The organism is Streptomyces sp. NPDC005262, assembly GCF_042872425.1.
Lineage (GTDB): Bacteria > Actinomycetota > Actinomycetes > Streptomycetales > Streptomycetaceae > Streptomyces.
Genome location: NZ_JBIAKK010000015.1, coordinates 144,104 through 166,846, shown reverse-complemented (window position 1 = coordinate 166,846; position 22,743 = coordinate 144,104). Strand labels below are relative to the sequence as shown.

Below are 22,743 nucleotides of genomic sequence, written 5' to 3'. Positions count from 1 at the left end.
TGTGACCGATCCGCGGAGCAACCCCCTTTCCCCCCGGGTCCGTTCCGACATCGCGCACAACGCCCGGGTCTGGAACTACTGGCTGGGCGGCAAGGACAACTACGCCGTCGACCGAGCGGTCGGCGATCAGGTCACCGGTATGTACCCGAGCATCGGTGAAGTGGCCCGCGCCGACCGGGCGTTCCTGGGGCGGGCGGTCCGCCATCTGGCCGGTGACATGGGGATCGGCCAGTTCCTGGACATCGGCACCGGCCTGCCGACGGCGGACAACACCCATGAGGTCGCGCAGCACACCGCGCCGGAGGCCCGCATCGTGTACGTCGACAACGATCCGATCGTGCTCGCGCACGCCCGCGCCCTGCTCACCAGCTCGCCGGAGGGTGCGACCACCTACATCGACGCGGACGCCCGCCACCCGGAACGGATCCTGCGAGCGATCGAACCGACCTTGGACCTGAAGAAGCCCGTCGCGGTGATGATGCTCGGCATACTGAACTTCGTTCTCGACACGGACGAGGCACGGAGCATCGTGCGAAAGCTGATGGACGCGATGCCGTCCGGCAGCTATCTGGTGCTCACCCACCCCACGCTGGAGCTGGGCGGCGAGGGCAACGAAGCGGCGATGCGGTTCTGGAACGAGAACGCCACACCACCGATCACCGCCCGCAGCCGCGCCGAGTTCGCCTCGCTCCTGGAGGGGCTGGAGCTCGTCGGGCCCGGCATCGTCTCGTGCGCTCGCTGGCGCACCGGCCCGGCCACGGTGGGGGCCGAGGTCGCCCAGTTCGGCGCAGTGGCGCGGAAGCCCTGACGGCGCCCGTCCCATGCATCTACATCTACGTGGCATCGGCCCGAGGGCACTCGGGGCCGGCCCCCGGACCGTGGACCTCTTCATCACGCTGCTGGTGCAAGCCGCGGTAACCATGCCGTTCGTCGTCCCACGCGCCCCGGACCTGCCGGAGGCGACGTGGGCGGCGTACGGACTGACCACCCTGACCGTGGTGCCGCTGATCGCGCGACGGCGGGCTCCGGTCGCCGTGCTGATCGCTGTGCTCGCTGTCGGCGGCCTGTACAAGTTCACGCTCGACGGGCCGGGCCAGCCGCTCCCGTACGCCGGACTCGTGGCCTTCTACACGGTGGCCGAACTCTCCTCACCGGTGAAGCGGCTCGGGGTCGCGGCGCTCACGACCGTGGCGGTGCTGTCCTCGCCCGGACGCAACAGCGACGAGATGAGGGAGCTGCTCTTCTCCCTCTTCGTGTTCGGCGCGGCCTATGCCTTCGGCCGGCTCACCGTCACTCGCAAGGCGTACCTGCGGGCGGTGGAGGACCGGGCCCGGCAGCTGGAGCTGACACACCGCATCGAGACCGAGCAGGCGACGGCCCGCGAACGGGCCCGGATCGCACGGGAGATGCACGACATCCTCTCGCATGCGGTGAGCCTGATGATCGTGCAGGCGGAGGCCGGTCCGGTGGCCGTGCGCACGGCACCGGAGCGCGCCGAGGCGGCGTTCGACGCGATCTCGGAGACGGGGCGGGACGCCATGGTGCAGCTGCGCCGGATGCTCGGCGTGCTGCGCGAGAACGAGAGCCCGCGCGACGCGCCGCGGGAGCCCCAGCCCACGCTGGCCGGGCTGCCAGGCCTGGTCGAGCGAGTACGCGGCAGCGGCCCGGAGATCTCGTACGAGGTCACGGGTCCGGCCCGGCCGCCCGGCCTTGACGTCGAGGCAACCGTGTACCGGATCGTGCAGGAGGCCCTGACGAACGTCGTCAAGCATGCCGCCGCCGACACCGTCCGCGTACAACTGACCTATGAACCCGCAGCTTTGACCCTCACGGTCACCGATGACGGGCGCGGTCCCGGGACCGTCACCGGAATGGGTCTGATCGGCATCCGGGAACGCGCTTCGGCACACGGCGGCACCGCCAGCACAGGCGCGGGTCCGGGTGGCCGCGGATTCCGGGTCCGGGTGACGATTCCGCTTGCGGCCACGCAGACGGACGCGCACGGCGAGGCGCATACAGGGGTGGAAAGTTGACGATCCGTGTCGTGGTGGCTGACGACCAGGAGCTGGTGCGCAGCGGCTTCGCGATGATCCTGAACGCGCAGCCGGACATCGAGGTGGTAGCGGAGGCGGGCGACGGCGCCGGGGCGATCGCCGCGGTGCGCCGGCTGGCGCCGGAGGTGGCGCTGCTCGACATCCGGATGCCCGGCACGGACGGCATCGAGGCGTGCCGCACGATCAGCGCGGAGACCGACTGCCGGACGGTCATGCTCACCACCTTCGACTCCGACGAGTATGTCTACGAGGCGCTGCACGCGGGTGCGAGCGGCTTTCTGCTCAAGGACGTCCGCCGCAACGATCTGGTCCATGGGGTACGAGTGGTGGCGGCCGGGGACTCGCTGCTGGCGCCGTCGGTGGCGCGCCGGCTGATCGCCGACTACACCGCGCGCCCGGTGACCTCGGCCGTACCGCCGTCCGCACGGCTCGATGTCCTGACCGCCCGCGAACGCGAGACGCTGCTGCACCTGGCACGCGGTCTGTCGAACGCGGAGATCGCGGCCGCACTCGTCGTCAGCGAACACACGGTGAAGACCCACGTGGGCCATGTCCTGTCCAAGCTGGGCCTGCGCGACCGGATCCAGGCGGTCATCTGCGCGTACGAGTACGGTCTCGTCACTCCCTCGCCGGAGGGAGAGACATCCCCCCTTCTCCCCCGCACAGGCGAGAAGACCTCATGACGAGGACCGCTCGCCCAGGTGATCCGCCGGGGCCGGCGGATCAACAGGATGGAGTCCACCAGCAGTTACGGATTCCACTCCCCGGAGGCACCGGACATGAACGCCCGCACCACCCGTACCGTCGTCGCCACCGCCTTGGTCCTCGGCATCGCCGCCGGCCCGGCCGGACCGGCGCTCGCGGCAGCCCGCACTCCGGTAGCCGCCGTCCCGACCATCCAGAAGGCGCCGGACGCCAAGGCCCTGCGCGCCGCGATCGCCGGGCTGCCGAAGGCCGACGCCACGGCCGCGCTCGTCCGGGTCGCGGGCACCGACGGTAACTGGCAGGGCAGTTCCGGTGTCCACGACCTGGAGTCCAACCGTCCGGCGGACCGGGACGCCCGCTTCCGGGCCGGCTCGGTCACCAAGGTCTTCACGGCCGCCGTCGTGCTCCAGTTGGCGCGCGAGGGGAAGCTCGACCTGAACCGTCCGGCCCGGCACTATCTGCCGGAGCTGATCCCGGCGAGCTATCGGAAGGTCACGGTGCGGCAGCTGCTGAACCACACCAGCGGCATCCCGTCCGTCGGCTCCGGCGGCGACACCCTGGACGAGTGGTACGCGCACCGTTTCGACCTGCACGACGCGGCGGACACGGTACGTGAGGCCACGTCCCACGAGCCGGACTTCGCGCCCGGTACACAGCAGCACTACGGCAACATCGGCTACACCGTGGCGGGCCTGCTCATCGAGGCGGTCACCGGCCACACCTACGCGGCGGAGGTCTCCCGCCGCATCCTGAAGCCTCTGCACCTGAAGGACACGTACTTCCCCGGCACCGACCCGACGATCCGCGGCCCGTACAACCACGGCTACCAGATCTTCACCGGGGCCGACGGGACCGGCGAGCTGCGTGATGTGTCGGTATGGGGGGCGACGGACGCCTGGGCGGCGGGTGACCTGATCTCCACCACCGCCGATCTGGAGCACTTCATCCGGGCGCTGTTCCGCGGGCAGGTGGTGCGTGGACCGCTCCTGGAGGAGATGTTCACGCTGCCGGACGCATCGGTGCGGGAGTACGGCACGGGCGAGCCGGCCGCATACAGCGCGGGTCTGTCGGTGGTGAGGCTTGGCGGGCGCGAGGTGTGGGGCAAGACGGGTGGCCGCTGGGGCTACAACACGGCTGTCGTCGCCACCCGTGATCTCTCCCGGACACTCGTCTACAGCGTCAACGCGACGGACGCGAAGGGCGAGGGCATGAACGCCACGGCGTTGAACATCGTGGTGGCCGCCTTCGGTGCCCCGTCGGCCGGGTGACTCAGACCGCTGGAGCCGCCGCCGGTCCGGCCACCGGATCCGGCGTCCGCTCCATCGCCTCCACGCTCTTGATCATTCGGCGGACGACGAGCAGCGGGATCACCCCGATGACACCGAACGACATGTCGATGATCGACCACCAGAAGGGGATGCCCCGGACCGGTCCGCAGATCAGCGCGAGCGGGATGATCCCGGCGCAGGCGATCATGCCGAACTCGATGACCCAGATGTTGCGGACCGGGTCGCGGTACGGACCGTAGAAGGCGACGGCGATGACGAGATGCGCGAAGGCCAGCCAGTCGGTGCCGTACAGCACGAAGGGGTACTTCGCGTCGGCCTCGTCCAGACCGGTCCGGACCCGGGTGATCCACTCCATCAGAGCCGGGAAGTGCTCGGGCACGGGCGAGGCCGAGGACCTCAGCAGGTCCTCGGTCCAGTGGAGTTCATGGACGAGCGGGAAGGCGGTCAGCCCGCTCAGCACCAGACAGACGATAAAGACGACCAACCACACGCGTATGCGCCTCAGCAGGGCTCTTCGCTCGCTCATGCCCGCAGCGTACGCCCGGCTTTACGTGCTCTTTACGCCGCCCCCGCGCCCTCCGTCAGAGACCGACGACGGAGTTCCATTTCTTCGCGAACTCGGTGCGTTCCTCGGACGTGATGTCGCGGGCGATCGCCAGCCGTCGGCGCATCGCGTCGTCGGGGAAGATCAGTGGGTCCTCGGCGAGGGAGGCGGTCTCCTCGTCCTTGGCCGAGGCCAGTACCTCGCGGGCGGCCGGGACGGGACAGACGTAGTTGACCCAGGTGGCGAGTTCCGCGGCGACCTCGGGCTCGTAGTAGTAGTCGATCAGTTTCTCGGCATTGCGCTTGTGACGGGCGAGGTTGGGGATCATGAGTGATTCCGCCCAGAGCTCGGCCCCCTCCTCGGGCACGACGAACTCGATCTCCGGGTTGTCCGCCTGGAGTTGGATGACATCGCCCGAGTAGGCCTGGCAGGCGAGCACATCGCCGGTGGACAGGTCCTTGATGTAGTCGTTGCCGGTGAAGCGGCGGATGTGCTTCTCCTTCACCAGCTTCTCCACCTGGTCGCACATCGTGTGGAAGTCGTCCCGGGTCCAGCGGGTGATGTCGACGCCGTTGCCCTGCATCAGCAGGGCGAAGGACTCGTCGAGCCCGGAGAGCAGCGTCACCTTGCCGCGCAGGTCGGCTGCCCAGAGATCGCTCGTGTGCTTGATCTCGCGGCCGAGCTTCTTGCGGTTGTACGCGATGCCGGTGATCCCGGACTGCCAGGGGACGCTATGCGTCCGGCCCTGATCGAATGCGGGCGAACGCAGCTGGGGGTCCAGGTACTTGGTGACGTTGGGCTGCTCGGTCCGGTCCATCTCCTGCACCCAGCCGAGCCGTACGAACCGGGCGGCCATCCAGTCGCTGATGACGATCAGGTCCCGACCGGTCTGCTGGTGGTTCATCAGCGCCGGGCTGATCTTCCCGAAGAACTCGTCGTTGTCGTTGATCTCCTCGGTGTACCCGACGGAGATCCCGGTGCGCTCGGTGAACGCGTCGAGAGTGGGCCGCTTGGACTCGTCCTCGTCGTCGGTGTCGATGTACAGCGGCCAGTTGGCGAACCGCAGCGTGCGGTCGGTGGCGGAGACGTCGCGTCCGGCACGGTCACCGGGCCGCACATACGCGGCGGGCACTCCGCAGCCGGCCAGCGTGGCACCGGCCGCTCCCGCCCCGAAGGCGCGCAGCAGGGACCGGCGGGACATGGGGTGGTTCGGGATCGCTCGCACCTGCGCAGGATGCCGGTCGGCGGGTTCGGCGGACAATGGACCATTCGTCCAGCGGCATGCGCCCCACCCGCACACCCTGTCGATGCCCCGTCAGGAGCGGGGCACGGAAACGGCCCCGGGCCGGAGCCCGGGGCCGTCCACCGCACGCGCTGAGGGTCAGTCGTCGAGCGACGTCATGACGTGCTTGATGCGCGTGTAGTCCTCGAAGCCGTACGCGGAGAGGTCCTTGCCGTAGCCGGACTTCTTGAATCCGCCGTGCGGCATCTCGGCGACGAGCGGGATGTGGGTGTTGATCCACACGCAGCCGAAGTCGAGGTTCTTGGACATCCGCATCGCCCGGGAGTGGTCCTTGGTCCACACCGAGGAGGCGAGGGCGTACTCGACGCCGTTCGCGTACTCCACCGCCTGCGTCTCGTCGGTGAACGACTGGACGGTGATGACCGGGCCGAAGACCTCGTTCTGGATGATCTCGTCGTCCTGGCGCAGGCCGGAGACGACGGTCGGGGCATAGAAGTAGCCCTTGTCTCCGACCCGGTGGCCGCCCGCCTCGACCTTGGCGTGGGCGGGGAGCCGCTCGATGAAGCCGCTGACCTGCTTCAGCTGGTTGGCGTTGTTGAGCGGGCCGTACAGCACGTCCTCGTCGTCCGGCTGCCCCGTCTTCGTGTCGGCGGCGGCCTTGGCGAGCGCGGTGACGAACTCGTCGTGGACCGACTCGTGGACGAGGACGCGGGTTGCGGCCGTGCAGTCCTGGCCGGCGTTGAAGAAGCCCGCGACGGAGATGCCCTCCACGGCCTTGGCGATGTCGGAGTCCTCGAAGACGACGGCGGGCGCCTTGCCGCCGAGCTCCAGGTGGACCCGCTTGACGTCCTTGGCGGCCGACTCGGCGACCTCCATGCCGGCCCGTACCGAACCGGTGATGGAGGCCATCGCCGGGGTCGGGTGCTCGACCATCGCGCGGCCGGTGTCCCGGTCGCCGCAGATGACGTTGAAGACGCCCTTGGGCAGGATCTGGCCGATGATCTCGGCGATCAGCACGGTCGACGCCGGGGTGGTGTCGGACGGCTTGATGACGACGGTGTTGCCCGCGGCGAGCGCCGGGGCGAACTTCCAGACGGCCATCATCATCGGGTAGTTCCACGGCGCGACCTGCGCGCAGACGCCGACCGGCTCGCGGCGGATGATGGAGGTCAGGCCCTCCATGTACTCGCCGGCCGAGCGGCCTTCGAGCATCCGCGCGGCACCCGCGAAGAAGCGGATCTGGTCCACCATCGGCGGGATCTCTTCGGTGCGGGTGAGTTCGAGCGGCTTGCCGGTGTTCTCGGACTCGGCGGCGATCAGGTCCTCCGCGCGCTCCTCGAAGGCGTCCGCGATCTTCAGCAGGGCCTTCTGGCGCTCGGCGGGCGTGACGTCGCGCCAGGCAGGGAAGGCGGCGGCCGCGGCGGCCATGGCGGCATCGACATCGGCCTGGCCGGAGAGCGGCGAGGTCGCGTAGACCTCTTCCGTCGCCGGGTTGACCACGTCGATGGTCCGCCCGTCCGCGGCGTCCCGGAACTCTCCGTTGATGTAGTTGCGCAGACGGCGCACCTCGGTGGTCACAACCACCCCTCCTGTCGACACGTCCAATGGGTGAGATGTTCAGCCTAGTCGCTGGGGTAACGCTTTCGACATACCCAACCGCCGCGAACTTCGGATTCAGTTAGATCTAGGCCTCCAAACAACGAATTTCATCGATCCAGGGTTGCCAGACAGACGAGTCCCGGTGCAGAGTGGGTCCGTGGCCAGTCGCAGCGCAGACTCCAGGACCGGGAACGGATCGTCACCAGCGGTCGATGCCGTGTCCCTCGCAATCATCGAGCAGCTCCAGGAGGACGGGCGTCGTCCGTACGCCGCGATCGGCAAGGCCGTGGGCCTCTCCGAGGCGGCTGTACGGCAGCGCGTTCAGAAGCTGCTCGACCAGGGCGTGATGCAGATCGTCGCCGTCACGGACCCGCTCACCGTGGGGTTCCGGCGGCAGGCGATGGTCGGCATCAATGTCGAGGGCGATCTCGATCCCGTCGCGGAGGCGCTGTCGGCCATGGCCGAGTGCGAGTACGTGGTGATGACCGCGGGCTCCTTCGACCTGATGGTGGAGATCGTCTGCGAGGACGACGACCACCTGCTGGAAACGATCAACAAACGCATCCGGGCCATCCCCGGCGTGCGCTCCACCGAGAGTTTCGTCTACCTGAAGCTCAAGAAGCAGACCTATATGTGGGGAACCCGATAGCCGTGAGCAAGGACCTCAGCCGAACCGCGTACGACCACCTGTGGATGCACTTCACCCGCATGTCGGACTACGAGAACGCGCCCGTTCCCACCATCGTGCGTGGCGAGGGCACCTACATCTACGACGACCAGGGCAAGCGCTACCTCGACGGCCTGTCCGGCCTGTTCGTGGTCAACGCCGGTCACGGCCGTCACGAGCTCGCCGAGGCGGCGTACAAGCAGGGCCAGGAGCTGGGCTTCTTCCCGGTGTGGTCCTACGCTCACCCGAAGGCGGTCGAGCTGGCCGAGCGCCTCGCCGACTACGCGCCGGGTGACCTCAACAAGGTCTTCTTCACCACCGGTGGCGGCGAGGCCGTCGAGACGGCCTGGAAGCTGGCCAAGCAGTACTTCAAGCTCAAGGGCAAGCCGACCAAGTACAAGGTCATCTCGCGCGCGGTCGCCTACCACGGCACCCCGCAGGGCGCCCTGTCGATCACCGGTCTGCCGGCCCTGAAGGCCCCGTTCGAGCCGCTGGTGCCCGGCGCGCACAAGGTGCCGAACACCAACATCTACCGCGCCCCTATTCACGGCGACGACCCGGAGGCCTTCGGCCGCTGGGCCGCCGACCAGATCGAGCAGGAGATCCTGTTCGAGGGCCCGGAAACGGTCGCCGCGGTCTTCCTTGAGCCCGTGCAGAACGCCGGTGGCTGCTTCCCGCCGCCGCCCGGTTACTTCCAGCGCGTACGCGAGATCTGCGACAAGTACGACGTGCTGCTCGTGTCCGACGAGGTCATCTGCGCCTTCGGCCGCCTCGGCACGATGTTCGCCTGCGACAAGTTCGGCTACGTGCCGGACATGATCACCTGCGCCAAGGGCATGACGTCGGGCTACTCCCCGATCGGCGCCTGCATCGTCTCGGACCGCATCGCCGAGCCGTTCTACGAGGGCGGCAACACCTTCCTGCACGGCTACACCTTCGGTGGCCACCCGGTCTCCGCGGCGGTCGGCCTCGCCAACCTCGACATCTTCGAGCGCGAGGGTCTCAACCAGCACGTCCTGGACAACGAGAACGCGTTCTTCACGACGCTGCAGAAGCTGCACGACCTGCCGATAGTCGGCGACGTCCGCGGCAACGGCTTCTTCTACGGCATCGAGCTGGTGAAGGACAAGGTCACCAAGGAGACCTTCACCGACGAGGAGACCGAGCGCGTCCTGTACGGCTTCCTCTCCAAGGCGCTGTACGAGAACGGTCTGTACTGCCGGGCCGACGACCGCGGCGACCCGGTCGTCCAGCTCGCCCCGCCGCTGATCTCCGACCAGTCGACGTTCGACGAGATCGAGTCCATCCTGCGGTCGGTGCTGACGGAGGCCTGGACGAAGCTCTGATCCGAACGATGATCCGGATCGTGAGTCGATCGGCCGATCGACCACGGATCGACTGACCGATTGACCACGGCCGGATCATCGCTCACAGCTGCTTCCAGCAGTCATTTCATACGGTCAACGCGGCCCGGATGCGCCCATTCGAGTGGGAAGGAGCGCACCCGGGCCGCGTGCTGCCGTGATGCCGTGGTTCGAATCCTTACGGTGCCCAGTGACCGATCGGCCCCCTCTTCGTTCCCCCGTACAGGGGACGGGAACTCTGATCTGAACCGAGGTGTACGCCATGGTGGCTCCGCCGGACAACGATGTGATCTGGGCGCGTTCCCTGCACCACTCCCACAACGGCTCACCCGCGCTCGGCGGGGTCTCCCTGGGGGTCCGCGACGGTGAGATCCTCGCCGTGACCGGCCCGCGCGGCAGCGGCAAGACGACCCTGCTGCACTGCCTCTCCGGTCAACTGGTGCCCCAGCAGGGCGAGGTGTGGTTCAACAGCGTCCCGGTCCACACCATGGGTCCGCGGCTGCGCGAGCGGCTGCGCCGGGACCGGTTCGGCTGGATCGCGCCCGAGCCCCAGCTCGTACCGGAGCTGAACACCTGGGAGAACGCGGCCCTCCCCCTGCTGCTGCGCGGCGCCTCGCACCGCGCCGCGAAGAAGGCCGCCATGGAATGGCTGGAGCGGCTCGACATCGGCATGTGCGCCAAGAAGCGGCCGCACACGCTGCTCCAGGGGCAGCGCCAGCGGATCGCCGTGGCCCGCGCACTGGCCGGCACGCCCACAGTGATCTTCGCCGACGAGCCGACCGCGACACTGCACCGCGCCGACCGCTCCCACGTGCTGCGGACCCTCACGAGCGCGGCCCGCTCGCACGGCATCACGGTCGTGCTCGCCACCCATGACGCGGAGGTCGCCTCGCTCGCCGACCGCACGGTCCCGCTGCTGGACGGCCGCCGTGTCACCACCGTCGCCCTGCCCTCCGTGTCCGATACGGAAGGCCGCGCGGCGTGCTCGCTCTCCGTCTAGCCCGCCGCACCCATCCGCTGGTCCAGGTACGGCGGCTGCTGGTCGCAGCCGCCTCCGCCGGGGTCGGCTTCCTGCTGCTGTGCGCCCTGGAGTACGCGTCCACGCATCCGGCGTACTCGACCACCGCGGCGCTGCGGCTGCTGTGGTGCTTCGTACCGCTGGCCGCCACCGTGCAGTTCGCGGTCGCGGTCGCCCGCACGGATCCCAGTACGCGCCCGCGTCCAGGACTGTCCGCCGTCGGTCTCGGGCCGTTCCGGCTCAGCGTGCTGGCCGCGGTCTCCACCGCCGTGTCCTGCACCCTCGGGTCGATGGTGGCGCTGCTCCTCTTCCTGCATCTGCGCGGCGATCTGACCGGGCTGCCGTTCGACGGGGCCGCGGCCGGACTGCTCGGCGCAGGCGCCCCATTGCCGGTGGCCGCGGCCCTCGTGCTGCTGGCGCTGGCACCGCTGACCGCGGCGACGGCAAGTGCGATGGCGCTGCGTACCCGGCCGGTGCAGGCGGCGGTGCCCGACGACGACGAGCAGGACATCGCGCCGGACGAGCAGATGCCGGCACCGGCACCGGCGCCGACCGGACTGCCGTGGGGTGTGGCGCTGGCAGCGGTCGGTCTCGCGGTCGAGGCGTACTCGAGCCGTGATGGCGCGGGCAGCGCGTTCCCCCTGCCGGGGAAGCTCGACACCACCCCGGCATGGGTGCTGGCGGGATGGTCACTGACCGCGATCGGTCTGGCCATGGCAGGCCCCGGGCTGACGCACTTCGCCGGACGGCTGCTGCAGGCGATGCGCCCTGGAGCCGTACGCCTGCTGGCCGGAAGGATGCTGATGGACGAGGCGCACCGGATCGGCCGCCCGCTGGGCGCGGTCTGCGCGGTGCTTTCCGCGGTGATCGCTGCTTTCGCGCTGTACGGGACGGGACCGCGTCCCTTCGGCCCGCTCACCGCACTCGGCGCCGTACTGGTACTGGGATGTACGACGGCGACGCTGCTGACCTCCGCCCTGGAGGCGAAGCAGGCCCGCGCCCACGTGGTTCGGATGCTGCTGCGGCTCGGTGCGCCGGCCTCGGCGCTGCGGGCCGCGACGGCCCTGCGCGTCGCCATCCTGCTGGTCGTGTTCACCCCGATCACGTGGGCGATCGCGGAACTGGCCGCGCTGCCGCTGACCGGCTGAGGGGCCGTCGGCCGGCTGTGGAGACGGTCGACGGTCAGCCGAGGTGCCGGAAGGCAACCACGGACTCCCACGATCCCAATGCGCCCCCGCGGCGCCGCGCGTGCGAGCTCCGACTCCGGGGCATGTGACCGTACGAAAGCACTCGTCGACACGGTGGACGAGGCCCCCGAGGCACTCGCCCGGCCGACCGGCCGAGGGGCGGGGCGGGAGCCTGTCCGGTTCAGACCGCCGCGAGCCGGTTGACCAGCGCGTCGAAGAAGGCCTCCCAGCCGTCCTCGGCCGCCGCGTACTGCTCGGGCGTGAGGTTGCCGCCACGCTGCCGGAAGACCATCTCGGTGGTCTTGCGGCCGCGCTCGGCGAAGGTGACGGTGACGGTCTCGCCCTCGATGTCGGCAGGCGCTCCGGCGTCCTTCAGCGTGAAGACCAGCCGGTCCGGAGCGACCACCTCGCGGTAGACCCCGTGGAACGGCATCTCGGTGCCCGGCACCACGATGACCAGGCTCCACGCGCCCCCCGGCCTGACGTCCATCGACACCCGGTCGAGCGGCACATCGGCATCGCCGCCGTACCAGGCGGCGAAGTGCTCGGGGGTCGTCCAGGCCGCGAAGACCTGTTCCCGCGGGGCGTCGAGGACGCGGGTGATGTCGATGCCCTCGCGTGCCGTTCCAGTCATTGCCCCTGCCCTTTTTTCGGAGTCGTTCCGGATCTTCCCCGGTCGCAAGAGGTGTTCCCCGAAACGGCCGAAACTGCTCTTCCGGGACACCCGGTAGTGGTCCCCCGCCGCGTGGCATCGCGAGCGGCACCGAGCCGCCGAGCCGCCGAGCCGCCGAGCCGCCGACCACGATCAGCCGGCGGCGGGCAGCACCACCGTCTCCGACGCGTCGAACGTCACGCCGACCTTCGCCCCCTCCCGGGGGGTGTCCCGCAGCGGGCACTCCGCCTCCAGGAGCGGACCGCTGTCAGGGTGCAGTGTCACGGCGACATGGTTGCCCCGGAAGGTGCGGGCGCCGACCGTACAGGGCAGGCCGTCCGCCGGGTCGCCCATCCGTACGCCCGCCGGACGCACCAGCAGAGCGCACGGGCCCTGCGGCGCCCCGTCCGGCACCGGCACGCTTCCCCACATCGTCGCCGCGGCCGCGCCGCTCACCGTCGCATCCACCACATTGTCGAAACCCAGGAACCGGGCGACGAACGCGGAGGCGGGGCGTTGCCAGACCTCCAACGGGGTGCCCACCTGGGCGATGCGTCCGTCGCGCATCACGACGACCCGGTCCGCGAGGGCGAACGCCTCTCCCTGGTCATGGGTGACGGCGAGCACCGTCGTACCCAACCGGGCGAACAGCGTGCGCAGTTCGACGACGAGGCGTTCGCGCAGGCTGCGGTCGAGCTGGCCGAGCGGTTCGTCGAGCATCAGCAGCTTCGGTCGCGGGGCGAGCGCCCGTGCGAGAGCGACGCGCTGCTGCTCGCCGCCGGACAGCGCGGCGACCGCCCGTCGTTCGCTGCCGGGCAGGCCCACCAGTTCGAGGAGTTCGGCGACCCTGCGGACCTGGTCGGCACCGGTCACTCCGTGCATCCGCAGCCCGAAGGCGACGTTGGCACCGACGTCCCGGTGCGGGAAGAGCTGATGATCCTGGAACATCAGCCCCAGACCGCGGCGGTGCACCGGTACGTCGGTCTGGTCGACGCCGTCGAGGAGCACCCTGCCGTCGTCCGGCGGGTGCAGTCCGGCGACCACCCGCAGCAGTGTCGACTTCCCGCTGCCGCTCGGCCCCAGCACACAGACGATCTCGTGGTCCGCGACCTCCAGATCCACCGCGTCGAGCGCCGCCCGCTTCCCGAAGAGGACGGTGGCGGCTTCCAGTGTCAGCATGTCCAGAACACCCCGAGCATCTTCAGAACTCCCCGGACCGGTCCGGGCGGATACGTTCGAGCAGCAGCAGCGACGCCGCGCACACCAGCATCAAAATGGTGCTGAGGGCCATCGCCTGGCCGTAGTTGAGCTCCCCGGACCGCCCGAGCAGCCGGGCCACGGCGACGGGCAGCGTCGGGTTGTCGGGCCGCGCGATGAACACCGTCGCCCCGAACTCGCCAAGTGACACGGCGAATGCGAAGCCCGCCGCGACCAGCAGCGCACGACGCACCAGCGGCAGGTCGACCTCGCGCCAGGCCCGCAGCGGTGACGCGCCGAGCACCGTCGCCGCCTCGCGCAGCCGCCCGTCCACGGCCCGCAGGACAGGCAGCATCGTGCGTACGACGAACGGCACACCGACCAGCGCCTGGGCCAGCGGCACCAGGATCCAGGTGGTCCGAAGATCCAGCGGGGGCTTGTCCAGCGTGATCAGGAAACCGAAGCCGACAGTGACGGCGGAGACCCCGAGCGGCAGCATCAGCAGCGCGTCGAAGCCGCGGACGAGCCGCCCGGCCCGCCTCGTCAGCGCCGCCGCCGCGAGTCCGCCGACGACCAGTGCGATCACGGTCGCGACCAGGGCGTACTGCAGTGAGTTCCAGATCGCTTCGAGCGGCGCGACCAGGAAAGTGCCGCCGCTCGCGTCCGCGGACCGCAGGGCGCGGTAGTAGTCGAAGCCATGGCCGCCGGGCACGTCCAGCGAGCGCTCCACCAGCACACCGAGCGGCAGCAGGATCAGCACCAGCACCGTCAGCAGGACGCCGCCGAGCAGCGCCCGCTGCCCGGCGCCGCGCGGCCTGCGGGCGGTCTGCGCCGGGTCGACCAGCTTCAGCGCCGCCTCCCTGCGCCGCACGGTCCAGGCGTGTACGGCCAGGACAGCGCCGACGGCGGCGAACTGCACCATCGTCAGCACGGCGGCGGTGGGGAGGTCGAGCAGCTGGGCGGTCTGCCGGTAGATCTCCACCTCCAGCGTGGAGTACGCCGGACCGCCGAGGATCTGAACGACCCCGAAGGAGGTGAACGTGAAGAGGAAGACCATCAGCGCCGCGGCGGCCACGGCAGGCGCGAGAGCCGGCAGCGTGACCCGACGCCACGCCGCGAACCGCCCGGCGCCCAGCACCCGGGCGGCCTCCTCCTGCCGTGGGTCGAGCTGCGACCACAGCCCTCCGACGGTCCGTACGACCACCGCGTAGTTGAAGAAGACATGGGCGAGCAGGATCGCCCACACGGTGGTGTCGAGCCGTACGCCCGCCAGTTCGTCGAGGAAGCCGCCGCGCCCCAGCAGCGCCAGGAAGGCTGTCCCGACGACGACGGTCGGCAGGACGAACGGCACGGTGACGACCGCCCGCAGCAACTGTTTGCCGGGAAAGTCGAAGCGGGCGAAGACATAGGCGCCGGGCAGTGCGATCAGCAGGGTCAGCGCTGTCGAGGCGAGTGCCTGCCAGGTGGTGAACCCAAGGACGCCGAGGATGTCCGGCCGGCTCAGCACCTCGCCGATCCGGCCGGACTGCCAGACGCCGTCGGCCTTCAGCCCGCGGCCGACGATCGCGACGACCGGGTAGGCGAAGAACACCGCGAAGAACGCGACGGGCACGGCCATCAGTCCGAGCCGCACCGCGCCCCCGCGCCACGCCCTCGGGCGCGCGGCGCTCACGCGCCCCGGCCGGGCGCGCGGACCCTCCTCCCGCGCGCCCGGGCCGGGTGCGGGCGTCTTCGCTACTTCACTACGAGCGAGGACCACGACTGGACCCACTGCTCACGGTTCTTGGCGATGGTGTCGGGGGCCACGGTGGTCGGCTTGTCGACCGTCGCGCCGAACTCGGTGAAGATCTCCGGCAGCTTCGCGTCCTTGGCGACCGGGCTCACGAACATGTTGAGCGGCATGTCCTCCTGGAACTTCTTGCTGATCAGGAAGTCCAGCAGCGCCTTGCCCCCCGCCTCGTTCTTCGCGCCGTTCAGCAGCCCCGCGAACTCGATCTGGCGGAAGCAGGTGCCGGTCGCGACCCCCGTCGGGGCCTCGGTCGGCTGCGGCTTCGCGTACAGCACCTCGGCCGGCGGGCTGGAGGCGTACGACACGACGAGCGGCCGGTCGGCCTTGGCCTTCTTGCCGCCCGCTGAGCCGGAGAACTCCTCGTTGTACGCCTGCTCCCAGCCGTCGACGACCTTGACGCCGTTGCTCTTCAGCTTCTTCCAGTAATCCTGGTAGCCGTTCTCGCCGTAGGTGGCGACGGTGCCCAGCAGGAAGCCGAGCCCGGGCGACGAGGTCGCGGCGTTCTCCGTGACGAGGAGGTTCCTGTACGCGGGCTTCGCCAGGTCGTCGAAGGTGGTCGGCGGCGCGAGCTTCCTGTCGGCGAAGTACTTCTTGTCGTAGTTGATGCAGATGTCGCCGGTGTCGACCGGCGTGACGCGGTGCCTGTTCGCATCCAGTTGGGTGTCGGCCGCGACCCGGTCGCTGCCCTTCGCTTCGTACGGCGTGAACAGACCGTTGTCGAGGGCGCGGGAGAGCAGCGTGTTGTCGACGCCGAAGAACACATCGCCGCGCGGGGAGCCCTTCGTCAGGATCTCCTGGTTGAGTGCGGTACCGGCGTCACCGCTCTTGAGCACCTTGACGGTGTAGCCGGTCTCCTCGGTGAACGCCTTCAGTACGTCCTTGGAGGCGTTGAAGGAGTCGTGGCTGACCAGGGTCACGGTCTTGGACCCGGAGCCCTTTGTGCCGCCGGACCCGGCGGCCGAGCCGTCGGAACTGCCGCAGCCGGCGAGTGCCGTGACGCCGAGCGCGGCCGTGACGGCCGTCGCCGCAAGCTGCTTGGTGCGGCGCGTGGTACTGGTGGTGCTCATTGTTGATTCCTCCTGGGTTGGACCAGGAAGAGACGCGGCCCTGCCCGCCGGGAGGCGGGCAGGGCGCAACAGCATGAGTTGATGACCGAACTTCCTACCCGGAATGACCCGGGCGAGGTTCAGAGGGTCTGCGGCCAGCCTGTCGTCGGTGCCGCACTCTCAGCGCTGTGGCGCTCCCCTGTCGGAATATGAAATTGATTTCGGCCCAGATTACACGGGCCGTTTTCAGCGCTCGGATGCCGCCAGCTGCCCGCACGCCCCGTCGATCTCCTGACCGCGGGTGTCCCGCACGGTCACGGGCACCCCGTGGGCGGCGATCGCCTCGACGAAGGCCTTCTCGTCCTCGGGCCGCGAAGCCGTCCACTTCGAGCCGGGCGTCGGGTTCAACGGAATCAGGTTGACATGCACGCGCTTGCCCTTGAGGAGCCGGCCGAGCAGGTCACCACGCCAGGCATGGTCGTTGATGTCCCGGATCAGCGCGTACTCGATGGAGATCCGGCGGCCGGACTTCTCCGCGTACTCCCATGCCGCGTCGAGCACCTCGCGGACCTTCCAGCGCGTGTTCACCGGAACCAGCGTGTCCCGCAGCTCGTCGTCCGGCGCATGCAGCGACACCGCGAGCCGGCACTTGAAGCCCTCGTCCGCGAAGCGCAGCATGGCCGGCACCAGGCCCACGGTGGAGACGGTGATCCCGCGCTGCGACAGGCCGAGACCGTCCGGCTCGGGGTCGGTCAGCCGGCGGATCGCGCCGACCACCCGCTTGTAGTTCGCCAGGGGCTCGCCCATGCCCATGAAGACGATGTTGGAGAGCCGGGCCGGCCCGCCCGGCACCTCTCCGTCGCGCAGCGCCCGCATGCCGTCCACGATCTGGTGGACGATCTCGGCGGTCGACAGATTGCGGTCCAGACCGGCCTGCCCCGTCGCGCAGAACGGGCAGTTCATCCCGCATCCGGCCTGCGACGAGATACACATCGTCACCCGCTCCGGGTACCGCATGAGGACGGACTCGACCAGCGTCCCGTCATGCAGCTTCCACAGCGTCTTACGGGTGGTGTCGTCGTCACAGCTGATGTGCCGGACCACGGACATCAGGTCGGGGAACATCGCCTCGGCGAGCTTGTCCCGCGATCCGGCCGGGATGTTGGTCCACTCCGCCGGGTCGTGCGCGTACCGCGCGAAGTAGTGCTGCGACAGCTGCTGCGCGCGGAAAGGCTTCTCGCCGATCGCGGCGACGGCTTCCTTGCGCTCGGCGGGCGTGAGGTCGGCGAGGTGCCGCGGCGGCTTCTTGGCTCCGCGGGGCGCGACGAAAGTGAGTTCTCCGGGCTTAGGCATGGTCCGTCCAGTGTTGCAGACACGCCGTGGTCGCAGAGCCCTTCGCCAGGTCAGGAAGGGTGCGGTGTATAGACGACCGGTCGTCGTTGGTCGTCATTAGTCGACGTCGGCGACCCTTTGACGGCCCACAGACGGCCCAGAGACGGCCCAGCCACCCCAAGGGACAGTGACCGATTGCACTACAGAGAGGGCGGGCGCACGGCAGCCCACCGAGGCCTAGAATCGAATACGTGTCCGAAAACCTCTCTCGTCTGGATCGCCTGCGCATCGTGCGCGAGTGGCAGGCGTACCAGCTCGGCCGAACCGATCGGACCATCGCCGAACTGGAAGAACGCGAGGCCGCAGCCGCCCGGGCAGCACGCACCCTGCCGCCACCGGCACCCGACTGGAAACTCTCCCTGCAGCGCGCGGGCGGCACCTCCCATGCCGACGCCGTCCACACGGGCGACTGCGGCATGGGCGGCAAGAGAACGAAACCGATGACCCGCGAGCAAGCCCTGCGCGCGCTCACGGAAGACGGCATCACGGCCTGCCCGTACTGCCGGCCGGACAGAGAGCTTGGAGTGCTGTGAACCGAAGACCGTCAGAACCCGAGGACATGAGCGAAACACCCATCGTCATCCACCGCCCAGCCGGCGCCGGTGGCCGGCGGGTGACGATCCGCGCCCAGGTCGCCGGCCTCGCCCGCAGCGACCACGACGTGATCGAGTTCCTACGCCGCGCTGGCCAAAGACATCGAGTCCAGCGAACGATTAGGACGCCGGCGATGGATCCTCGAGCGGACCATGTCCTGACTGACCGGATACCGCAGACTCAACCACCGCTACGAACGCTATCCCCGCAACTACCTTGCCTTTCTCGGCCTGGCCGCCGCCCTCTGCTGCTAAAAACGGTTCCTCAAACTCACCGGGACACCGTCTTAGACGAGGCGGTGTGTCGGTTCCTCGCATTGAGCAGCTCCGTGCGCTTCTCCAGGAAGTCCTTCCGGGCCTTCGAGAGAGCTCGCAGCGTCGCCGAGTACTGGTCAGGAGCCTGGCTGGCGCTCCGTCGGGCCCATCCACGGAGAACATTCCGCACAACTCGCCGTAGCACTCCGGCAGAGCCGCCACGAACCTCGGAATGCGTGGCAGTCAGCTCCTCGTTCAGGAAGCCGATGTTGTCCGTCGTGATGCTCAAGTCGAACTCACGGCCTCCAGGAGCTTTGCGGATCGGAAACATCAGCTACCCGGCGTATAGACATCTACCCGGTTAGTGACATCCACCCCCCGCGCGTCACCGTCGATTACGTATATCCGCCCATCAGGGCCAACTGCCGCAGCATGCGTTTCCCGGGCTGTTGGCATGCTGCGCATTTTCTCCCAAGTGTCACTCTTGGGCGTGTAGGCATAGACGACATCGCTAACATCCCAGTCAGGACCCTGATTTCCGCCGAATACGTAGATTTTTCCGTTGAATGCGGTTACGCCAGCCGTTTGTCCCAAGGCGACGGGCATGGACTTCCGTTTCTGCCACTCGCGCGTGCTCGGCAGGTAAACCTCAACCACATCAGAAGGTCCCGTCTTACTTCTGCTGGTTTCATCAAACCCGCCTATGGCATATATATTTCCATCCTCGCCTGCGGCTACCACCATTCGCTGTCGTGGTATTGGCATCGCCGGGGCCGAACTCCACGTCCCTTTTTCTTCGTTATAGATGGCCATGGCCTCATCATTGATTGCGTATATATTTCCCTTGGCGTCAGTGGTGGCGTTGACGTCGCTCATTGCGGTTGGCAATGAGGCTGCTGTTTCCCAAGTGTTTGACTGCGGCGAATAGACTTCAACTACGTCCAGAGCGTCGTATTGTTCTGTGGTGCCGCCGATAGCATAGATGCGCCCATCTTGCCCCGTGACGGCTCCTAGGTCGGAGCGAGGAGTGGGCATGGATGCTGACGGGGTCCATGTGTGTGCTGTCGGATCGTATATTTGTACGGCGCCGATGGTGAGGGTGTCACCGGTTTCCTCGGTCTCTCCTGTTGGCTCCATTCCTCCAAGTGCGTATATTTTTCCGTCGCAGCCAGTCGTGGCGGCTAGCAAGTAGCGCCTGGAGGGGGTTGGTGTGGCGGACGCCCATGAATTACCCTCTCCGTTGGCAGGTGACTGGCTTGTCTCGAGACAGGTGGGAATAGTGAAGCTTGCTTCCTTCTCTGATGTGCTGCAAGAAGCCACGAACAGCAAAGTGCCGAGCATCGCTGTGAGGCGCCGGTGCGTTCTGGGTGCGAAATAATGACTCTGCATGCGTTGTCACCGCCATTAGTTTGGCTCAGGCGTAATTTGGCCCTTCCCAATCTTCTTGGGTAGATCCGATGGGAGCAATCTGCCGTACTCCGTTCGAGTGACCAAGCTTCTGGCAGACACGGGCGTCTTGATCGAGAACCCGTCCCCTAGGAGCTTCACCAGTTCGTACAGCCCACCAACTGCCCGCCAGCACCATCAGGTTGGAAAGCAAAGGGGTGTATGCAAACGGCAAACGGCGGGCTTGCCGAGAACACCTATTGGTGCAGGCTGAGCGGGCCGGGTTTCTTCGCTGGAGGTGCTCGGCGGGACCGCTGGGTGACTCGGAGAACACGTGCCGGAAGGCCTTTGGTTGAGCTGTCCACGGCGGTCCACAGGGCGAGAGCCCTGTCCGGGAGTGACTTGATAGAAGCCTGCTGAGCCGTCATTTCGTAATAGGTCTGTTCCCTGGCCAGGGGACTCGCATCTGTCTCGTCATCCGCGACAGCAAGTGAATCCGCTCGATCGCCGACGAGCACGCCCGTCACCTGGGTGATCGAGGACGGCCGCGGCTGCGCCCGCCGCCTGACCGACGGCCTGCTGCTGGCCGGCCACGAGGCGGTCTGGGTCCCCACCCGGCTTATGGCCGCCCACCGCAAGCTGCACGCCGCCACCGGCTCCAAGCCCGACCCGGTCGGCCCATGCCGCTATCGCCACCCCTGGCCTGGACCGCCACCGCATCGACGAGCGCGCGCGAGCTGCGCGTCCTAGTCGACCTGCGGGCCGACCTCGTCAAGCGCCGCACCATGGCATGGTGAGCAACCAGGTCAAGGCATACACGCACCTCTGGCTCGACCACACCCCAGGCGATCTCACCCGCGCCCCGGGCCTGACCTCGTTGCCGACCCTGCTGGACGCCCCAGAGAGAAACGCGCACGTCCGCCGGATGCTGGTCGAGATGGTCACGGAGATAGCTGAGCTCAACGAACGGGTGCGCGGTCTTGAGGGCACCATCCGGGAACTCGTCAGCCCACTGAAGCCCGCACTGCTGGAGATCACCGGGATCAGCCACGTCTCCGTAGCGGTCCTCCTTGCCGAGATCGGTGACATCACTCCCTTGCCATCTCGGCCAAGCTCACCCGCTACACCGGATGCGTTCCGATCCCGGTCTACTCCTCCGACAGGGGACGCCACCGGCTGCACCGCGGCGGCAACCGACGGCTCAACAGCGTGCTCTACACCGCATCCATCGTCCAGAAACTGACCCAACACCAGCTCGCCGCTTGGCATAGAGGCGTCAAGCGGATCGAGCTTCCCCTGATGCCCGTCTACAGCCCCAAGCTAGACCCCAACGAGGTGCTGAACGCCGACCTGAAACACCTACGTCCACGCCGCTCGCGCCGCCGGTCGACGACCTCGCCTGCGCGACACGACGGCTCCTATGGCGCACACAACGCTAACCCACATCATCTGCGGTTACTTCGCCGCCCAGCACGTCCGCTACCCAATCCAGTAATCAGGCGTTTCGCTTCACAACCGTGCCGAGCGGGGCTTCCCATTCCTCCGGTAGGTCGACTACCTTGACGGGCTCTTTCCCCGGTTTGAGTCCCGTCCGGTAGAGGGCCCGCTGGCTGCCCTGGGTCGAGGTGAAGAGCACTGAACCCCTGTCAGGTGCGAGAATCGCGTTCTCGTTAACGCGTGAATTGGCCGGCAACAGGTTGGTGCATTCAACCGTGTGGGCGTTGAGGTTCACTGAGCCGATCTGAATGGAATCTGTGATGAAGTGATCATCGTCGACCCATGCGAGTGGGATACCGCAATGGTTTGCGGCCCAGAACGCGACCTCTGGTGGAAGCACTTCCTTCTGCCACACGCCGTAGGTTCCGAGCGACTCGATTTGCTTGTATGAGACGTACTTGGCGCTTGGCCAGTGGCTATTCGATCCGCTGTTGATGATCCCGGTGTCGCCGTCGGACTCACCGCCGGCCAGATGGTCGGCAGCCCGATTTCCTGAAGCACTTACAACCCACTCTGTCGGCACGATCTTTCCACCCGGGACCTCGACGAGGTCCTCGAGCCCGGTGTCCACCTTGCTGGCGTCAGGCTCAGCCCCGGAGGCGAAAACACCAACTGCCACGAACTCGCGGCCTTTGGCGGGGTCAGGGTCGGACACGAGCTTGGCGGGGTGGCTTACTGATACAGCCTTAACCTTCCCGCCTGTCCAGATTCCGGTCGACACCACTTTGGCACCACTCAGAAACCGCAGGATGTCACTGCTGAAAAAGACGGGTTCAACCTCGTTCTGCACATTGGAAGTGAATGCGGAGGGCGCCTGTCGGGCCGCTGTAAGGTCGACAATCTGTTGGGAGTCGACGTCATAATATCCAACGTGTGACGAGCCGTCGGAGAATCCGGTAAGGCTCACCGCGATCTTGGAATAGTCCCTAGCAGCGTAAGGATTGAATGAGTCCCGCGCGGCATCGTCCCCGTAACTGCAGAAGCTCGTGCTGACGTCGGCTTCCTTGTATGTGTCCGGCACCACGAACTGCAGGTACGTTGAAAGTGTTCCAGCACTCGGGTCGAAGACGTTGTACGAGATCGATGCGGATCCCGACGTGGACTCTGCCGTGGACTCCGCCGTGTCGCAACGCGCCAGGAGGATCCCGGGCTGCGCAAGGAAGCCTTGAACACTCGGTTCAGTAGCAGCAGATGAAGGAACGGAGATGTCAGCTGCCCCAGAAGACAGGCCCGGCTCCGGGCGAGTCACAGGCTTATGGCCGGTAC

Annotated in this window: 21 protein-coding genes, 1 pseudogene and 1 riboswitch; of the genes and pseudogenes, 12 read left to right on the top strand and 10 right to left on the bottom strand. The window is 68.0% G+C overall.

Features of this window, described 5'->3' with window-relative positions:
* Position 1: 1 nt before the first annotated feature.
* The 4 genes from ACFYP5_RS30125 (at position 2) to ACFYP5_RS30110 (ending at position 4,027) form a co-directional block, all read left to right on the top strand.
* On the top strand, positions 2 to 808 hold the full coding sequence (locus ACFYP5_RS30125) for an SAM-dependent methyltransferase (RefSeq protein WP_389041912.1): 807 nt from the start codon (positions 2 to 4) through the stop codon (positions 806 to 808).
* 13 nt (positions 809 to 821) lie between these two features.
* Positions 822 to 2,033 carry a sensor histidine kinase gene (locus tag ACFYP5_RS30120; protein WP_389041864.1) on the top strand — a complete coding sequence of 404 codons (1,212 nt, stop codon included), beginning with the start codon at positions 822 to 824 and terminating at the stop codon, positions 2,031 to 2,033.
* Complete coding sequence (locus ACFYP5_RS30115; protein ID WP_389041863.1) at positions 2,030 to 2,737, top strand: response regulator; 708 nt, start codon at positions 2,030 to 2,032, stop codon at positions 2,735 to 2,737. Before ACFYP5_RS30120 ends, ACFYP5_RS30115 begins: the two co-directional genes overlap by 4 nt.
* 96 nt (positions 2,738 to 2,833) lie before the next feature.
* A complete protein-coding gene (locus ACFYP5_RS30110; RefSeq protein ID WP_389041910.1) occupies positions 2,834 to 4,027 on the top strand; it encodes a serine hydrolase domain-containing protein in 1,194 nt (397 codons plus the stop codon).
* Position 4,028: 1 nt separating this feature from the next.
* Here the strand turns inward: ACFYP5_RS30110 and ACFYP5_RS30105 are convergent, their stop codons facing one another.
* From ACFYP5_RS30105 to ACFYP5_RS30095, 3 genes are all read right to left on the bottom strand, one after another.
* The gene (locus tag ACFYP5_RS30105; protein ID WP_389041861.1) at positions 4,029 to 4,574 is read right to left on the bottom strand and encodes a hypothetical protein; all 546 of its coding nucleotides are present in this window, start codon (positions 4,572 to 4,574) and stop codon (positions 4,029 to 4,031) included.
* 55 nt (positions 4,575 to 4,629) lie between these two features.
* Positions 4,630 to 5,793: a spermidine/putrescine ABC transporter substrate-binding protein gene (locus tag ACFYP5_RS30100; RefSeq protein WP_389041908.1), complete on the bottom strand. Its 1,164-nt coding sequence runs from the start codon at positions 5,791 to 5,793 to the stop codon at positions 4,630 to 4,632.
* A gap of 180 nt (positions 5,794 to 5,973) precedes the next feature.
* On the bottom strand, positions 5,974 to 7,413 hold the full coding sequence (locus tag ACFYP5_RS30095; RefSeq protein ID WP_389041859.1) for a gamma-aminobutyraldehyde dehydrogenase: 1,440 nt from the start codon (positions 7,411 to 7,413) through the stop codon (positions 5,974 to 5,976).
* Positions 7,414 to 7,591: 178 nt separating this feature from the next.
* On the opposite strand from ACFYP5_RS30095, the gene ACFYP5_RS30090 reads away from it, so the two are divergent.
* The 4 genes from ACFYP5_RS30090 to ACFYP5_RS30075 all read left to right on the top strand — a co-directional run bounded on the left by ACFYP5_RS30090 (position 7,592) and on the right by ACFYP5_RS30075 (position 11,631).
* Positions 7,592 to 8,083, top strand: coding sequence for an Lrp/AsnC family transcriptional regulator (locus ACFYP5_RS30090; protein WP_030928325.1), 492 nt, complete (start codon positions 7,592 to 7,594; stop codon positions 8,081 to 8,083).
* Positions 8,068 to 9,447, top strand: coding sequence for an aspartate aminotransferase family protein (locus ACFYP5_RS30085; protein ID WP_037823046.1), 1,380 nt, complete (start codon positions 8,068 to 8,070; stop codon positions 9,445 to 9,447). The genes ACFYP5_RS30090 and ACFYP5_RS30085 overlap by 16 nt, the downstream gene beginning before the upstream one ends.
* Positions 9,448 to 9,727: 280 nt before the next feature.
* Positions 9,728 to 10,465 (top strand): ABC transporter ATP-binding protein, encoded by a 738-nt coding sequence (locus ACFYP5_RS30080; protein WP_389041856.1) that lies wholly within the window; start codon positions 9,728 to 9,730, stop codon positions 10,463 to 10,465.
* Positions 10,447 to 11,631: a hypothetical protein gene (locus tag ACFYP5_RS30075; RefSeq protein ID WP_389041855.1), complete on the top strand. Its 1,185-nt coding sequence runs from the start codon at positions 10,447 to 10,449 to the stop codon at positions 11,629 to 11,631. Before ACFYP5_RS30080 ends, ACFYP5_RS30075 begins: the two co-directional genes overlap by 19 nt.
* Positions 11,632 to 11,851: 220 nt before the next feature.
* Here the strand turns inward: ACFYP5_RS30075 and ACFYP5_RS30070 are convergent, their stop codons facing one another.
* The 5 genes from ACFYP5_RS30070 to rlmN all read right to left on the bottom strand — a co-directional run bounded on the left by ACFYP5_RS30070 (position 11,852) and on the right by rlmN (position 17,707).
* On the bottom strand, positions 11,852 to 12,304 hold the full coding sequence (locus tag ACFYP5_RS30070; protein ID WP_389041854.1) for an SRPBCC domain-containing protein: 453 nt from the start codon (positions 12,302 to 12,304) through the stop codon (positions 11,852 to 11,854).
* 171 nt (positions 12,305 to 12,475) lie between these two features.
* A complete protein-coding gene (locus ACFYP5_RS30065; RefSeq protein WP_389041852.1) occupies positions 12,476 to 13,501 on the bottom strand; it encodes an ABC transporter ATP-binding protein in 1,026 nt (341 codons plus the stop codon).
* A gap of 22 nt (positions 13,502 to 13,523) precedes the next feature.
* Complete coding sequence (locus ACFYP5_RS30060) at positions 13,524 to 15,137, bottom strand: ABC transporter permease (protein WP_389041906.1); 1,614 nt, start codon at positions 15,135 to 15,137, stop codon at positions 13,524 to 13,526.
* 116 nt (positions 15,138 to 15,253) lie between these two features.
* Entirely contained in the window at positions 15,254 to 16,375 is a 1,122-nt protein-coding gene (locus tag ACFYP5_RS30055) for a thiamine ABC transporter substrate binding subunit (RefSeq protein WP_389041850.1), read from the bottom strand.
* Positions 16,376 to 16,448: 73 nt separating this feature from the next.
* A riboswitch (TPP riboswitch) is annotated at positions 16,449 to 16,565 on the bottom strand.
* Positions 16,566 to 16,600: 35 nt separating this feature from the next.
* Positions 16,601 to 17,707, bottom strand: a complete 1,107-nt coding sequence (rlmN, locus tag ACFYP5_RS30050) for a 23S rRNA (adenine(2503)-C(2))-methyltransferase RlmN (RefSeq protein WP_389041848.1) — start codon at positions 17,705 to 17,707, stop codon at positions 16,601 to 16,603.
* A gap of 230 nt (positions 17,708 to 17,937) precedes the next feature.
* On the opposite strand from rlmN, the gene ACFYP5_RS30045 reads away from it, so the two are divergent.
* Entirely contained in the window at positions 17,938 to 18,279 is a 342-nt protein-coding gene (locus ACFYP5_RS30045) for a DUF6233 domain-containing protein (protein WP_326817832.1), read from the top strand.
* A 156-nt stretch (positions 18,280 to 18,435) separates the two neighbouring features.
* A pseudogene (locus ACFYP5_RS30040) lies at positions 18,436 to 18,594 on the top strand (transposase); the annotation flags it as partial.
* 330 nt (positions 18,595 to 18,924) lie between these two features.
* Here the strand turns inward: ACFYP5_RS30040 and ACFYP5_RS30035 are convergent.
* Entirely contained in the window at positions 18,925 to 19,935 is a 1,011-nt protein-coding gene (locus tag ACFYP5_RS30035) for a Kelch repeat-containing protein (RefSeq protein WP_389041905.1), read from the bottom strand.
* 835 nt (positions 19,936 to 20,770) lie between these two features.
* Here ACFYP5_RS30035 and ACFYP5_RS30030 point away from each other — a divergent pair.
* Both ACFYP5_RS30030 and ACFYP5_RS30025 read left to right on the top strand, forming a co-directional pair.
* Entirely contained in the window at positions 20,771 to 21,223 is a 453-nt protein-coding gene (locus ACFYP5_RS30030) for a hypothetical protein (protein ID WP_389041846.1), read from the top strand.
* Positions 21,121 to 21,543, top strand: a complete 423-nt coding sequence (locus ACFYP5_RS30025; RefSeq protein WP_389041904.1) for a hypothetical protein — start codon at positions 21,121 to 21,123, stop codon at positions 21,541 to 21,543. The genes ACFYP5_RS30030 and ACFYP5_RS30025 overlap by 103 nt, the downstream gene beginning before the upstream one ends.
* Here the strand turns inward: ACFYP5_RS30025 and ACFYP5_RS30020 are convergent.
* A complete protein-coding gene (locus ACFYP5_RS30020) occupies positions 21,476 to 22,501 on the bottom strand; it encodes a hypothetical protein (protein ID WP_389041844.1) in 1,026 nt (341 codons plus the stop codon). The genes ACFYP5_RS30025 and ACFYP5_RS30020 overlap by 68 nt on opposite strands.
* Positions 22,502 to 22,743 lie beyond the last annotated feature (242 nt).

Coding starts and splice junctions, on each gene's coding strand:
- ACFYP5_RS30110 (WP_389041910.1), top strand. CDS start 2,834: ATGAACGCCCGCACCACCCGTACCGTCGTCGCCACCGCCTTGGTCCTC.
- ACFYP5_RS30105 (WP_389041861.1), bottom strand. CDS start 4,574: ATGAGCGAGCGAAGAGCCCTGCTGAGGCGCATACGCGTGTGGTTGGTC.
- ACFYP5_RS30070 (WP_389041854.1), bottom strand. CDS start 12,304: ATGACTGGAACGGCACGCGAGGGCATCGACATCACCCGCGTCCTCGAC.
- ACFYP5_RS30035 (WP_389041905.1), bottom strand. CDS start 19,935: ATGCTCGGCACTTTGCTGTTCGTGGCTTCTTGCAGCACATCAGAGAAG.
- rlmN (WP_389041848.1), bottom strand. CDS start 17,707: ATGCCTAAGCCCGGAGAACTCACTTTCGTCGCGCCCCGCGGAGCCAAG.
- ACFYP5_RS30080 (WP_389041856.1), top strand. CDS start 9,728: ATGGTGGCTCCGCCGGACAACGATGTGATCTGGGCGCGTTCCCTGCAC.
- ACFYP5_RS30060 (WP_389041906.1), bottom strand. CDS start 15,137: ATGGCCGTGCCCGTCGCGTTCTTCGCGGTGTTCTTCGCCTACCCGGTC.
- ACFYP5_RS30030 (WP_389041846.1), top strand. CDS start 20,771: ATGGTGAGCAACCAGGTCAAGGCATACACGCACCTCTGGCTCGACCAC.
- ACFYP5_RS30120 (WP_389041864.1), top strand. CDS start 822: ATGCATCTACATCTACGTGGCATCGGCCCGAGGGCACTCGGGGCCGGC.
- ACFYP5_RS30065 (WP_389041852.1), bottom strand. CDS start 13,501: ATGCTGACACTGGAAGCCGCCACCGTCCTCTTCGGGAAGCGGGCGGCG.
- ACFYP5_RS30055 (WP_389041850.1), bottom strand. CDS start 16,375: ATGAGCACCACCAGTACCACGCGCCGCACCAAGCAGCTTGCGGCGACG.
- ACFYP5_RS30100 (WP_389041908.1), bottom strand. CDS start 5,793: ATGTCCCGCCGGTCCCTGCTGCGCGCCTTCGGGGCGGGAGCGGCCGGT.